Annotated in this window: 13 protein-coding genes and 3 pseudogenes; 7 read left to right on the forward strand and 9 right to left on the reverse strand. The window is 70.2% G+C overall.

Features of this window, described 5'->3' with window-relative positions; all coding sequences use genetic code 11:
- The first annotated feature begins 66 nt into the window (after positions 1-66).
- Positions 67-396 carry a hypothetical protein gene (locus ACFJGX_RS04005; RefSeq protein ID WP_382322631.1) on the forward strand — a complete coding sequence of 110 codons (330 nt, stop codon included), beginning with the start codon at positions 67-69 and terminating at the stop codon, positions 394-396.
- Here ACFJGX_RS04005 and ACFJGX_RS04010 read toward each other — a convergent pair.
- The 7 genes and pseudogenes from ACFJGX_RS04010 to ACFJGX_RS04040 all read right to left on the reverse strand — a co-directional run bounded on the left by ACFJGX_RS04010 (position 377) and on the right by ACFJGX_RS04040 (position 5,482).
- Positions 377-1,022: pseudogene (locus ACFJGX_RS04010) on the reverse strand (PolC-type DNA polymerase III). The gene ACFJGX_RS04005 and the pseudogene ACFJGX_RS04010 overlap by 20 nt on opposite strands.
- 86 nt (positions 1,023-1,108) lie before the next feature.
- On the reverse strand, positions 1,109-1,474 hold the full coding sequence (locus ACFJGX_RS04015; protein ID WP_382322629.1) for a DUF4148 domain-containing protein: 366 nt from the start codon (positions 1,472-1,474) through the stop codon (positions 1,109-1,111).
- 93 nt (positions 1,475-1,567) lie between these two features.
- Positions 1,568-1,992 (reverse strand): annotated as a pseudogene (locus tag ACFJGX_RS04020) (PaaI family thioesterase).
- 38 nt (positions 1,993-2,030) lie between these two features.
- Positions 2,031-3,416: an MATE family efflux transporter gene (locus tag ACFJGX_RS04025; RefSeq protein ID WP_382327793.1), complete on the reverse strand. Its 1,386-nt coding sequence runs from the start codon at positions 3,414-3,416 to the stop codon at positions 2,031-2,033.
- 13 nt (positions 3,417-3,429) lie between these two features.
- Positions 3,430-4,137: an SDR family oxidoreductase gene (locus ACFJGX_RS04030; protein ID WP_382322626.1), complete on the reverse strand. Its 708-nt coding sequence runs from the start codon at positions 4,135-4,137 to the stop codon at positions 3,430-3,432.
- Between the two features lie 99 nt (positions 4,138-4,236).
- Positions 4,237-4,833 carry a TetR/AcrR family transcriptional regulator gene (locus ACFJGX_RS04035; protein WP_382322625.1) on the reverse strand — a complete coding sequence of 199 codons (597 nt, stop codon included), beginning with the start codon at positions 4,831-4,833 and terminating at the stop codon, positions 4,237-4,239.
- 73 nt (positions 4,834-4,906) lie between these two features.
- Positions 4,907-5,482, reverse strand: a complete 576-nt coding sequence (locus ACFJGX_RS04040; RefSeq protein ID WP_382327795.1) for a TetR/AcrR family transcriptional regulator — start codon at positions 5,480-5,482, stop codon at positions 4,907-4,909.
- Positions 5,483-5,623: 141 nt separating this feature from the next.
- Between ACFJGX_RS04040 and ACFJGX_RS04045 the strand changes: the two genes are divergently transcribed.
- Together ACFJGX_RS04045 and ACFJGX_RS04050 are read left to right on the forward strand one after the other, a co-directional pair.
- Positions 5,624-6,364, forward strand: a complete 741-nt coding sequence (locus tag ACFJGX_RS04045; RefSeq protein WP_382322623.1) for an SDR family NAD(P)-dependent oxidoreductase — start codon at positions 5,624-5,626, stop codon at positions 6,362-6,364.
- Positions 6,361-6,696 carry a multidrug efflux SMR transporter gene (locus ACFJGX_RS04050; RefSeq protein ID WP_291111674.1) on the forward strand — a complete coding sequence of 112 codons (336 nt, stop codon included), beginning with the start codon at positions 6,361-6,363 and terminating at the stop codon, positions 6,694-6,696. The genes ACFJGX_RS04045 and ACFJGX_RS04050 overlap by 4 nt, the downstream gene beginning before the upstream one ends.
- A gap of 7 nt (positions 6,697-6,703) precedes the next feature.
- Here ACFJGX_RS04050 and ACFJGX_RS04055 read toward each other — a convergent pair whose 3' ends face one another.
- A complete protein-coding gene (locus ACFJGX_RS04055) occupies positions 6,704-7,369 on the reverse strand; it encodes a TetR/AcrR family transcriptional regulator (protein WP_382322622.1) in 666 nt (221 codons plus the stop codon).
- Between the two features lie 142 nt (positions 7,370-7,511).
- Between ACFJGX_RS04055 and ACFJGX_RS04060 the strand changes: the two genes are divergently transcribed.
- The 4 genes and pseudogenes from ACFJGX_RS04060 (at position 7,512) to ACFJGX_RS04075 (ending at position 11,037) form a co-directional block, all read left to right on the forward strand.
- Positions 7,512-8,318 (forward strand): SDR family NAD(P)-dependent oxidoreductase, encoded by an 807-nt coding sequence (locus tag ACFJGX_RS04060; RefSeq protein ID WP_382322621.1) that lies wholly within the window; start codon positions 7,512-7,514, stop codon positions 8,316-8,318.
- A gap of 14 nt (positions 8,319-8,332) precedes the next feature.
- Positions 8,333-9,469 carry a DUF5938 domain-containing protein gene (locus ACFJGX_RS04065; RefSeq protein ID WP_382327797.1) on the forward strand — a complete coding sequence of 379 codons (1,137 nt, stop codon included), beginning with the start codon at positions 8,333-8,335 and terminating at the stop codon, positions 9,467-9,469.
- Positions 9,470-9,554: 85 nt separating this feature from the next.
- A pseudogene (locus ACFJGX_RS04070) lies at positions 9,555-10,214 on the forward strand (AMP-binding protein); the annotation flags it as partial.
- Positions 10,215-10,338: 124 nt separating this feature from the next.
- The gene (locus tag ACFJGX_RS04075) at positions 10,339-11,037 is read left to right on the forward strand and encodes an AMP-binding protein (RefSeq protein ID WP_382328598.1); all 699 of its coding nucleotides are present in this window, start codon (positions 10,339-10,341) and stop codon (positions 11,035-11,037) included.
- On the opposite strand, the gene ACFJGX_RS04080 is transcribed toward ACFJGX_RS04075, so the two are convergent.
- Entirely contained in the window at positions 11,022-11,939 is a 918-nt protein-coding gene (locus tag ACFJGX_RS04080; RefSeq protein WP_382322618.1) for a LysR family transcriptional regulator, read from the reverse strand. The two genes, ACFJGX_RS04075 and ACFJGX_RS04080, sit on opposite strands and share 16 nt — an antisense overlap.
- Between the last annotated feature and the right edge of the window lie 64 nt (positions 11,940-12,003).

Raw genomic sequence — 12,003 nt, forward strand, 5'->3', positions numbered from 1 at the left:
CGAAGCGCGCGGTCGAGATAGACAGAGACAGCCCCACCGCGTGGGCGATGGAAGATGGACAGGACGATGAAGACCTTTTACCTCGGACTCGTGGCAGTGTGCCTGGGCAGCGGCCCGGCCCTGGCGCAGACGACCGCGCCCAGCGACCCGCCCGCGATGGTGCTGGAGCCTTTCAAGAACGAGGTCTGGATCAACGTGGGCGGCTTCTCGCGCCACTTTGCCCGCCACAACGGCTACAACGAGAACAACCTGGGCCTGGGCGCCGAGTACCGCACCAGCGCCGAGCTGTCCTACATGGCCGGCGCCTACGACAACAGCGTGCACAAGACCACCTCGTACGTGGCGATGAACTGGCAGCCCTGGTCGCTGGGGCCGATCAAGCTGCGCGTGGTTTGAGGGCCTGCGCATCCGGGCGCTGTGTGTGCGTCTGGATGAAACGAGGCAGGGCGGCGCGCGTGCAGCGCTGCAGGGCCATCAGAAAACCGTGATCGGGCTCGTCCACACCATGGCGTGCGCGCAGGTCGTGCTGGATGCGGCCCAGCAGCTCGGCCGCCATCTCGGCGTCGGCCAAGGCCCGGTGTGCCTGACCGGTGCGCGGCAGCCGAAAAAAATCCACCAGTGAACCCAGCTTGTGGCTCGGCGCCTCGGGGTAGAGCCGGCGCGAGAGCAGCACGGTGCAGGCAAAGGGTTGCGGCGCCGGCGCGCCGGCGCGCTCGAGCTCGGCTGTCCAGAAGCGGCGGTCGAACGCCGCGTTGTGCGCCACCATGGGCACCTCGCCCACGAAACGCGCGGCCTCGCGCATCACGGTGTCGGCCGGTGGCGCGGTCTCGATCATGGCGTTGGTGATGCCGGTCAGCTGCGTGATGAAAGACGGGATGCGCACGCCCGCGTTCATCAGGCTCTGGTAGCGGTCCACCACGCGCCCCTGTTCGGTGATGACGATGCGCCACCTCGGTGGCGCGGTCGCCCATGGTGGGCGAGATGCCGGTGGTTTCGAAGTCGATGACAGCAATGCGGGGCATGGGGTTGAACTGTAGCGCGGCGCGCACCCCATGCGCCGAAGCCCCGACATCGCTGAAAGACGCCGGGGCTCCGGTGGGCGGGCCGTTCAGCGCTGGACCACCACCAGGGTCTGCGTCATGTAGCGGTGCGGCGCCTGTTCGCGGTAGGTGATGCCGGTCTGGCCGTCGGCCACCAGCTCACCACGCGCCCAGGCGGTGCGCAGCTCGGCCCGCACGTCGGCGCGGGTCTTCATCGATGCCATGGGCATGGTGGCGTAGCGGCCAGGGTTCAGGTCGCGGTAGGTGGCACCGGTCTGGCGATCGGCGATCAGCGTGCCGTTGCGCTGCGCTTCGGCGAGTTCGGCGCGCACCTGGTCGCGCGTCTTGGGCGACGCAGCGTCGGCGGCCAGCGCCATGCCGGCGCAGGCGGTGGAGAGGGCCAGGGCGATGAGGGAGAGGCGGGCGAGTTTCATGGGAGGCTCCTTGGGGTTGTGCCGGCGGTGCCGGCGTTGGCTTGCCCACTGGATACGCGCTCATCCCGCCACTGGATTCAACCCGGTGCGCGCTCAGCCCGCCGCCTTGGGGTACAGCACCATCTGCGTGCAGCGGAACAGGGCAATCGTCTTGCCCGTCTCGCGGTGCGTGACCACCGCGTCCCACACCTGCGTGGTGCGGCCCAGGTGCGCGGGTTTTGCGCAGCGCAGTCGATGGTGCCTTCCAGCGCCGTGCCCAGGTGGTTGCTCTTGAGCTCGATGGTGGTGAAGCCGTTGGCCTCCTTGGGCAGGTTCGCCACGCAGCCGTAGCCGCAGGCCGTGTCGGCCAGCGTGACCACGCTGCCCGCGTGCAGGAAACCATTGGGTGCCATGGTGTGGGGCTGCACGGCGAGTTCGGCGCGCACCTCCTGCGGGCTCACCTGCGTGAAGACCAGGCCGAGATGGCCCGGCAGCTTGCCCACGCCGCGCTGGTTGAATTGTTCGGTGAGATCGGTCATGCGGGTCTCCTGTCTTTTGGAATGAAAGGGCGAGGGGCTCAACGCGTCCAGCTGCCCAGCCGGATCGCGATCGCCAGGGTGGAACCATAAACGACCAGGCTGAGCGCGACCACCGCGAACAGGCCGCTGGCCGAGGTCTGGAACACATGCACGCAGAGCCAGCCGCCCACCCCGAGGATGACGAGGCGGCCCATGCTGCCCGCGAGCGGCCAGAACATGCGGCCCGCGCCCTGCGAAGCGAAGAACAGCGCCAGGCCCAGGCCGAAGAAGCCGTAGCAGCCGCCGACGATGTTCAGGTAGCTGGCGCCGAAGGCCAGCACCGCGGCGTCCTGCGTGAAGAGGTTCATCCACAGCCCGGGTGCGATCGCGGTCGCCACGCCGATGGCGCCCGTGATGGCCGCCACCACCGCGCCACCGGCCCAGGCCACGCGCACCGCGCGCGGGGCCTGCCCCGCGCCCATGTTGGTCGCGACCATCGCGGTCAGCGCGGTGCCGAAGCCGAACGCGATCGGCACCAGGATGTACTCGAGTCGCGCCGCCACGCCATAGCCCGCGAGCGCGGCAGTGCCGTAGTGGCCCACGAACGCCGTGCGCACCGCGATGGAGGCGTTGCTGATCACCGGGCTGAGCGAGGCCGGCAGGCCCACGCGCAGGATCTCGCGCCACAGCGAGCGCTGGGGCCACCACGGTGTGCGCCCCAGGTGCACCGCGCCGTCGCGGCGCAGCAGCCAGGCCACCATCACCAGGGCCGACAGCGCGTTCACCGTGAGCGTGCTCAGGGCCGCGCCGGCCACGCCGATGCCCGGCACCAGGCCCCAGCCGAACACCAGCAGCGGGCTCAGGCCCAGGTGCATCAGCGCGGTGGCCACCAGCAGCAGCGAGGGCAGCAGCATGTTGCCCGCGCCGCGCACCACGGCGGCCAGCACGTTGGTGAACCAGATCACCGCGGCGCCCGCGAACAGCGCGTTCGAATACGCCAGCGCCGCCTCCAGCGCCGGCCCGCGCCCACCCATGGCGGCGAAGATGCCGCGCCCGCCGCCGAGCATGGCCGCCATGAACAGCACTGCCAGCAGCGCGGCGATCAACAAGGCCTGCTGCGCCAGCCGGCTCGCGTCCTCGCGCCGGCCCGCGCCCAGCGCGCGCGCCACGGCGGCGGTGGTCGCGCCGCCGATGCCACCGGCCGACATCTGCAGCATCAGCATCGACAAGGGGAACACCAGCGCGATGCCGGCGAGCGCGTCCGCCCCCACCAACCCGAGGATGTAGCCGTCGTAGCCGATCACGATGGTCATGGCGAACAGGCCCATCACATTGGGCGCGCGCAGCCGGAACAGCGTGGGCAGCAGCGGCGCGTGCAGCATCTGCTGCACGCGGGTCTGGGCGGGGTCGGCGCGCGGTGCGTCGACGGGCAGGACAGCGCTCATGGGGGGGCTCCGCTCAGGCGCGCGCATCGCGCAGGTAGATGCCGGGTTCGGCCGAGAGGCCGCGTTTGACCTGCTGCGTGAGCTCGTCGCCCAGCACCTCCTCGGCACCGGCTTCCAGCGCGTCGAAGGCGCGGCGCACGATGGCCTCGGGCGTGGACTTGGGCATCTCGATGCCGCGCGTGAGGTCGGTGTCCACGAAACCCATGTGCAGGCCCAGCACCTGCGTGCCCTGCGCGCGCAGGTCGTGGCGCAGCCCGTTCGTGAGCGCCCAGGCGGCGGACTTGCTCGCGCCGTAGACCGACAGCATGGGCGAGTTGATCCAGCTCGCGATCGACAGCACGTTGAGCAGCGCGCCGCCGCCGTTGGCCGCGAGCACCGGCGCGAAGGCCTGGCTCACGCGCAGCAGGCCGAAGAAGTTGGTCTCCAGGTGCGCGCGCGCCGAGGCCTCAGCCCCATCGGCGAGGAAGCCGCCCAGCGAAGCGATGCCGGCGTTGTTGACCACCAGCGTCACGTCGCTCGCGTGGCGCGCCGCGGCGGCGACCGCCGCCGGGTCGGTCACGTCCAGCGCGATCGGCTCCACGCCCGGCAGCGTCACGCTGGCCGGGTTGCGCGCCCCGGCGTAGACCTTGCGCGCGCCGCGCGCCAGCGCCTCGCGCGCGAAGGCCAGGCCGATGCCCCGGTTGGCGCCGGTGATGAGAACGGTGGCGTTGTGAAGCTGCATGGTGAAAGTCCAGTCAATGAAGGAAGGGAGACAAGGTGAATATGACGATCGTCATATTTGTGGGCGAAGCAAAACGGGGCACATGAAAGCCGGCAGGGTTCAGGTGGAAGGGGAAGAAGAAACGTCGTGCCGCGCCAGCAGGGCGCGGCGGTTGTCGGCCAGCAGGGCCTTGCCCTCGGCGTTGTCGCCCAGCGCGCGCGCCAGCTGCAGCGCGCCCACCAGCTGGCTGGCGATGGCGGCGGCCAGGCCAGGGGCCGCGCCCTCGGGCAGCGCGCGCTCGACCGCCGACACCAGGCCGCGCACGCGCTCGGCGGCGGCGGCGCGCACATCGGGCGACTGGCGCGGCATCTCCGACACCAGGGCCGCGACCGCGCAACCGTTTTCGGTGCCGCTCAGGTGGCGCTCCGACAGGTAACCGTCCACCAGCGCGCGCAGGGGGCTCGCACCCTCGGCCTCGCGCGCGGCGTTGCCCTTGGCGATGCGCGCCGCGCTCTGCTGCCCGGCGTGCGCCAGGGCCTCGGCCAGCAGCGCGTCGCGCGAGGCGAAGTGGGCGTAGAAGCCGCCGTGGGTCAGGCCGGCCTCTTTCATGATGTCGGCCACGCCCACGCCCTGGAAACCCGCGCGGCGGATCGCCCGCGACGCGGTGTCCACGATGCGTTCGTGCGTGAGGGCCTTGCGGTTGGGCGCGATTTCCATGGTGGCGGGATTGTAGCCGTCAATATGATGATCGTCATATTTCACCCGATCAACGGCGCAACCGCGCCCGGCGCTAACGCTTCGACGCCACCACCACCGAGCTGCGCCACGAGGCCATCGCGCAGTCAACGATGCGCAGCAGCTGTTCCTCGCCCATGCCGTCGCGCGCCTGCATCGACAGGCCCTCGAGCACCGTGGTGTAGTACATCGCGAGCAGCGCCGAGTCGACCTGCGGCGGCACGTCGCCGTCGGCGATGCCGCACTCGATGCGGTGCTGGATCGCGTCCTGCGCGCGCAGGCGCAGCTCGCGCAGGTGGGCGCGCACCTTCTCGTTGGCCGGCACGCCCACGGTGGCGCCGAGCACCACCATGCAGCCGCTGGGCCGGCTCGGGTTCACGTAGGCGATGGCGTGGCTGCGCAGCATGGCCGCGATGGCCTCGAAGGCCGTGGGCTCGTCGGTCAGCGCCAGCTCGGCCTCGGGGTTTTCCGTGCGCTCGTAGAGGTCCACCGCCTCGCGGAACAGCGCTTCCTTGGAGCCGAAGGCCGCGTAGAGGCTGGGCGGGTTGATGCCCATGGCCGTGGTGAGGTCGGCGATGGACGTGCCGTCGTAGCCGCGGTCCCAGAACACCAGCATGGCCTTGGCGAGCACGGCATCGCGCGTGAAACCGGGTGGGCGACCTCGGGCGCGATGGCGTTTCCTTTCTGTATGAGTGGTCGAAGAATTCGGGCCGGACGCGAACCGGTCCGCCTTTCTACCATTTTGAAGTCATCACTACGAAAAGGACTCGACATGAAACCGCTCCAGGGCAAAGTGGCGTTCGTCACCGGCGGCAGCCGGGGCATCGGCGCGGCCATCGCGCGCCAGCTCGCGCAGCACGGCGCCGAGGTGGCGTTCACCCACCAGCACGCCTCGGCGCAGGCGCAGCGCACCCACGACGCCATCGTGGCCGAGGGCGTGCGCTGCAGCGCCATCCAGGCCGACAGCGCGGACCGCCTGGCCCTGGCCGCCGCGGTGGGCCGCGCGCGCGAGGTGCACGGCCGGCTGGACATCCTGGTCAACAACGCGGGCATCTACGCCGGTGGCGCCATCGACGAGACCACCGATGCGCAGCTCGACGCGCTGGTCGCCGTGCACATGGCCGCGACGGTGATCGCCACGCGCGCCGCGGTGCCGCACATGGCGCCGGGCGGCAGCGTGATCAGCATCGGCAGCTGCCTCTCGGAGCGCGTGCCGGAGGCGGGCTGGAGCCTGTACGCGATGAGCAAGGCCGCGCTGGTCGGCCTCACCAAGGGCCTGGCGCGCGACCTCGGGCCGCGCGGCATCACGGCCAACCTGGTGCTGCCCGGCCCGATCAACACCGACATGAACCCGGCGGACAGCCCGCAGGCCGAGGGCGAGCGCGCCCATGTGGCGCTGGGCCGGTACGGTGAGCCGCACGAGGTGGCGGCGCTGGTGGCCTTCCTGGCCGGCGACGGCGCGCGCTTCATCACGGGCGCATCGATCGCCGTCGACGGGGGGTACGCCGCATGATCGCCTCTCAGGAAAAAACCGCCTGGCTGATCCTGCTCTTCGCGGCCCTGCTGGAGCCGGTGTGGCTGATCGCGCTCAAGCGCTCGCAGGAGTTCACCGTGTTCTGGCCCAGCGTGATCGGCCTCGGCGTGGTCGCGCTGAGCCTGGGCCTGCTGACGCTGGCCCTGCGCGACCTGCCCATGGGCACCGCCTACGCCGTGTGGGTGGGCGTGGGCTGCGTGACGGTGGCGCTGTCGGGCATCACCTGGATGGGGGAGAGCGGCGACCCGTTCCGGCTCGCCTGCATGGGCCTGATCCTGGTCGGCGTGGCCGGCCTCAAGGCCACGACGTAGCGCCGGCTCAGGCGATGGCGAGCTTGCGCTTGGGCGCCTTCTTCGCGCGCTGGGGCGTGGCGGCGGCGGGCGCGTCGATCATCTGCAGCACCACCAGGCGCACGCCGGCCTGCAGGGTGGCGATGGCCTTCCTGTCGCCTGAGAGGTGCTTGAGCAGGGCCTGCTGGAACAGGCCGTCGAGCAGGGCGTAGGCCACCTCGCTCGGCGCCTTCACCGGCGCGCCCGCGAGCTCCGAGAGGCGCTGCATCACGCGCCAGATCATTTTCTCCAGGCTCTTGTCGATGGCCTCCACGTCGTCGCGCAGCGCCTCCTCGAACAGCGCCTGCGAGCGCAGGTCGTACCAGAGCCGGTGCATGGTGGTCTCGGTGCGCAGCGTCTCGCCCAGCGCCTCGGCAAAACCGTCGAGCAGTTGTTCGAAGTGGGTGGAGGTCGTCGTGACCTCGTCGTAGCGCGTCACGCAGCGCGCCTTGTACTGGCGCACGCTGCACAGGATCAGGTCGAGCTTGTCGGTGAAGTAGTAGTGCAGCACGCCGTGCGAGAACGCCGAGTTCTGCGCGATCTCGCGCAGGCTGGTGCGCGCGTAGCCCAGGTCGGCCAGCGTCTGCAGCGCGGCCTCGCCGAGTTCGGCGCGGCGTTCGTTGAACTTGTCGTTGCGGGGGGGCGCTTTGCTCATCGGGCCATTGTAAGGACGGCCGCCCGCCCGCGCCATTCGAATTTGGACAGTCGTCAAGAAAAATCTTGACACTTGTCAAGAAAGCTCCGTAGCATGGAGCCGTTCCTCGAAGAACACGGTCCACACACACCAGGAGACAAACATGGCGAAGTTCGATCTGACCGGCCGCAAGGCCCTGGTCACCGGGGGCGCGCGCGGCCTCGGCGAAGGCATGGCACAGGCGCTCGCGGTAGCGGGTGCCTCGGTGATGATTGGCGACGTGCTCACGTCGCTCGGCCAGGAGACGGCGGGCAAGCTGCCCGTCACCGGCGGCGCGAAAGCCGGTTTCGTGAAGCTCGACGTGACGCAGGAGGCCGACTGGCAGGCCGCCGTGAAGGCCACGGTGGACACGCTGGGCGGCTTCGACATCCTGATCAACAACGCCGGCATCGAGGTCACCGCGCTGGTGGCCGACATCGAGCCCGAGTCGCTGCGCAAGATGCTGGACGTGAACATCGTCGGCACGGCGCTGGGCCTCAAGCACGCCTTCCGCGCCATGCGGCCCAACGGCGCCGCCGGCCAGGGTGGGGCGGTGGTGAACATCTCGTCGGTCGCCGCCACCATCGCCTTCCCCGCCATCGCGGGCTACTCGGCCACCAAGTCGGCGGTGGACCGCCTCACCCGCGTGGCCGCGATGGAAGCCGGCAAACTCGGCTACGGCGTGCGCGTGAACTGCATCTACCCCGGCCTGGTGCCGACCGAGATGGGCATGAAGCTGGCCACCGACGTGGTGGCCGCCGGCCTGTTCGCCTCGCCCGACGCGGCGGTGGGCGCGATCATCGAGCAGACCCCCTCGGGCCGCCTGGGCGAGGTGGGCGACATGGCGGACGCGGTGGTCTTCCTCTGTTCGGACGCGGCGCGCTTCATCAACGGCGCGGGCCTGCCGGTCGACGGCGGCATGGGCATGTGAACCGGGAGAACACCATGAGCAAAACCAGCAAGAAACCCGTCATCGTCTACGGCGCCTCCGGCTACACCGGCCGCCTGGTCTGCGAGTACCTGCGCGAGTACAACATCCCCTTCATCGCCGCCGGCCGCAGCGCCGACAAGCTCAACGCCGCCATGCAGGCCAACGTGCCCGGCATCGAGACCGCGAGCTTCGAGGTGGTGGAGGTCGAGCACTCGGTCAAGGCGCTCACCGAGCTCTTCAAGGGCGCCTCGGTGGTGCTCAACACCGTCGGCCCGTTCGCGAAGTTCGGCCCCGAGGTGGTGCAGGCCTGCCTGGCCGCGAAGTGCCACTACACCGACACCACCGGCGAGCAGGACTGGCTGATCACGCTGGACGAGCAGTACGGCGAGAAGTTCGCCAACGCCGGCCTGCTGCTCTCGCCCGGCCTGGCGCAGATGTACACCACCGGCGAGATCGCCGCGCAGCTCTGCCTGGAGACGCCCGGCCTGGACACGCTGGACATCGCGGTGTTCTGGGGCGGCAGCCCGACCATCGCGTCCACGCAGACCATCCTGGTCAATGCCGCCATGGCCAAGGCCTACCACCTGCAGCAGAACCAGTTCGTCGAATGGCAGCCCGACGCCGGGCTCTACCAGCTGGCGATTCCCGGCCAGCACGAGATGGCGCTGGCCCTGCCCTGGGGCGGCACCTCGCACCCGGTGTGGTTCAAGCGCGATCCGCGCGTGGCGAACGTGAAGGTGCTCGGCGGCGTGTTCAACAAGCCGCTGATGCAGGGCGTGCCGCTGATCGTGGCCGCCGCGCTGGAAGCCACCAAGGACATGAACCCCGACGACCGCTACGCCGCGCTCGCGCAGACCGCGGCCGGCGTGATGAACACCATGCCGCCGCGCGAGAACCCGCGCATCAACAAGTCGGTCGACTCGGTGCACGCCTCGGGCCCGCTGGGTCGCGCGCACTGCGTCATCTTCGGCAACTGCAACTACAAGCAGACCGGGATGATGCAGGCCTTCGCCGCCAACTGGCTGCTGCAGCAGCCACCGAAGCGCGTGGGTTTCGCCTCGGGCTGCCAGGCCTTCGGCCACCACGAGCTGCTCGGTGCGTTGCGCGGCTTCGGCCTGGTGCAGGCCCCGGTGCTGACCGTGCACGTGTGAAACGGGCCCCTCCATGCGACTGATCGACTACCTCGACAAGGGGGCCATGCTCGGCCCGGACGCGCCCTGTCTCTCGATGGGTGGCATGGACCTGAGCTACGACGACGTGCGGCGCATCAGCCACCGCGTGGCGCGCGCGCTGGCGCGCACCGGCATCGACCCCGGCGCCAAGGTGGCGGTGCTCTCCAGCAACGACGCGCTGGCCTTTGCCTGCGTGTTCGGCATCTCGCGCGCGGGCGCCGTGTGGTGCCCGGTGAACCCGCGCAACGAGGCCTCGGAAAACCGCTACGTGCTCGACGCCTTCGACTGCAGCTGCCTGATCTTCCACAGCGCCTACGCGCCCATGGTCGAGCAGATGCGCGCGCAGCTGCCCAAGGTGCGCGTGTACGTGTGCCTCGACGCCGTGCTGCCCTTCGCGCCCTCCTGGGCGCAATGGGCCGACGGCACCAGCGACGAGCCGGTGGAGGTGCTCCCGGTGGACGACCTGGCCATGATCGCGGGCACCGGCGGCACCACCGGCAGCCCGAAGGGCGTGATGCTCTCGGGCCGCAACCTGGAGACCATGAGCGCGCTCACGCTCATGGGTTACCCGTTCGACGGCCGGCCCACCTACCTCGCGCTCGCGCCGCTCACGCACGCGGCCGGCGTGTTGTGCCTGCCGGTGATGGCGCTGGGCGGGCGCGTGGTCATCATGCCCAAGCCCGACCTGGGCGAGTTCCTGTCGCTGATCGAGCGCCACCGCGTCACCCACACCTTCCTGCCGCCCACGCTGATCTACATGCTGCTGCAGCACGAGCGGCTGCGCCACGACCCAGCTCGATTCGCTGCAGTGCTTCTGGTACGGCGCCGCGCCGATCTCGGCCGCGCGGCTGGAAGAAGCCTTGAGCAAGATCGGCCCGGTGATGGCGCAGCTCTTCGGCCAGACCGAGGCGCCGATGATGATTTCCATGATGTCGCCGCGCGAACACTTCCACGCCGACGGCAGCGTGGCGCGCGAGCGCCTCTCGTCCGCCGGGCGGCCCGGCCCGCTGGTGCAGGTGGCGACCATGGACAGCGAAGGCGTGCTGCTGCCCCCGGGCGGGACCGGCGAGATCGTGGTGCGCAGCTCGCTGGTGATGATGGGCTACTACCAGGATCCGAAAGCCACGGCCGAGGCCGGCCGCTTCGGCTGGCACCACACCGGCGACATCGGCCGCCTGGACGCGGACGGTTTCCTCTACATCGTGGACCGTGCCAAGGACATGATCATCACCGGCGGCTTCAACGTCTACTCGGTCGAGGTCGAGCAGGCGCTGATGCAGCACCCCGACGTGCAGGACAGCGCCGTGATCGGCCTGCCCGACGAGAAGTGGGGCGAGGCGGTGGTGGCGGTGCTGCAGCCGCACGCGGGCCGCAGCCTGCAGCCCGAGGAGATCATCGCCTTCGTGAAGGCGCGCATCGGCAGCGTGAAGGCGCCCAAGCGGGTCGAGGTCTGGCCCGACTTGCCGCGCTCCAAGGTCGGCAAGGTGATGAAGAAGGACATCCGCGCCGAGCTGCTGGCGCGGCTGAACCGTCAGACCGGCGCCTGAGCGAGCAAGGGCGCGGTGCGCTCGGCGATGAAGTCGCGCAGGCAGCGCATCAGCGGTGTGAGCTGGCGCCGGCTGGGCAGCACGAGGAACAGCGGCACGGCTTCGGTGGTCCAGTCGATGCACAGGGCCTGCAGGCGGCCTTGCGCCAGGTCGTCGGCCACGTCGAAAAACGACTTGTAGGCGATGCCCTTACCCAGCAGGGCCCAGCGCCGCACGGCGTCGCCGTCGTTGGAGACATTGACGCTCTTCACGCGCACCGTGATCTCAGCCTCGCCGTCCCCGCGCGAGAAGCGCCAGCGGTCGTGCACCTCGTCGTTGAGCATGAAGCACAGGCAGTCGTGCCCGCTGAGCTCGTGCGGCGTGGCGGGCGCGCCGTAGCGCGCGAGGTAGGCCGGCGAGGCGCACAGCACGCGCCGGTGCGAGGCCGCCAGCGGCAGGGCCACCAGGTTGGAGTCGCGCGGCTTGCCGTAGCGCAAGGCCGCGTCCACCGGGTTGCTGTAGACGTTGGCGATGCTGTCCGAGAGCAGCAGGCGCACGTCCACTTTCGGGTGCGTGTCCTGGAACTCGTTGAGCCAGGGCAGCAGCAGGTTGCGGCCGAGGTCCGACGGCGCGGCGAGCTGCAGCACGCCTTGCAAGGCCTGCTCGCCCGCGCCGATCTGCTGGCTGGCCTGCTGCAGCGCCTCCAGCGCCGGGCGGCATTGTTCCAGGAAGCGCTCGCCCTGTTGCGTGAGCCGCAGGCTGCGGGTGGAGCGCACGAACAGCGGCACGCCGAGTTCGGCCTCCAGCCGCTTGAGCGCCGCGCTGGTGGCGGCCGGCGTGAGGTCGAGCGCGCGCGCCGTGGCCGAGAGGCTGCCGCTGTCGACGGTGCGCACGAAGATGTCCAGGTCCTGCAGGGCTTTCATGATCTTCAAATTCTGCTTGAAGATGCATTCAAAGGCCAGGTGGTTTTTCAAATGAACGGATCGA

This window comes from Hydrogenophaga sp. UC242_50 (assembly GCF_042697355.1).
Taxonomy (GTDB): Bacteria; Pseudomonadota; Gammaproteobacteria; order Burkholderiales; family Burkholderiaceae_C; genus Hydrogenophaga.

Coding starts and splice junctions, on each gene's coding strand:
- ACFJGX_RS04005 (WP_382322631.1), top strand. CDS start 67: ATGAAGACCTTTTACCTCGGACTCGTGGCAGTGTGCCTGGGCAGCGGC.
- ACFJGX_RS04015 (WP_382322629.1), bottom strand. CDS start 1,474: ATGAAACTCGCCCGCCTCTCCCTCATCGCCCTGGCCCTCTCCACCGCC.
- ACFJGX_RS04025 (WP_382327793.1), bottom strand. CDS start 3,416: ATGAGCGCTGTCCTGCCCGTCGACGCACCGCGCGCCGACCCCGCCCAG.
- ACFJGX_RS04030 (WP_382322626.1), bottom strand. CDS start 4,137: ATGCAGCTTCACAACGCCACCGTTCTCATCACCGGCGCCAACCGGGGC.
- ACFJGX_RS04035 (WP_382322625.1), bottom strand. CDS start 4,833: ATGGAAATCGCGCCCAACCGCAAGGCCCTCACGCACGAACGCATCGTG.
- ACFJGX_RS04045 (WP_382322623.1), top strand. CDS start 5,624: ATGAAACCGCTCCAGGGCAAAGTGGCGTTCGTCACCGGCGGCAGCCGG.
- ACFJGX_RS04050 (WP_291111674.1), top strand. CDS start 6,361: ATGATCGCCTCTCAGGAAAAAACCGCCTGGCTGATCCTGCTCTTCGCG.
- ACFJGX_RS04055 (WP_382322622.1), bottom strand. CDS start 7,369: ATGAGCAAAGCGCCCCCCCGCAACGACAAGTTCAACGAACGCCGCGCC.
- ACFJGX_RS04060 (WP_382322621.1), top strand. CDS start 7,512: ATGGCGAAGTTCGATCTGACCGGCCGCAAGGCCCTGGTCACCGGGGGC.
- ACFJGX_RS04065 (WP_382327797.1), top strand. CDS start 8,333: ATGAGCAAAACCAGCAAGAAACCCGTCATCGTCTACGGCGCCTCCGGC.
- ACFJGX_RS04080 (WP_382322618.1), bottom strand. CDS start 11,939: ATGAAAGCCCTGCAGGACCTGGACATCTTCGTGCGCACCGTCGACAGC.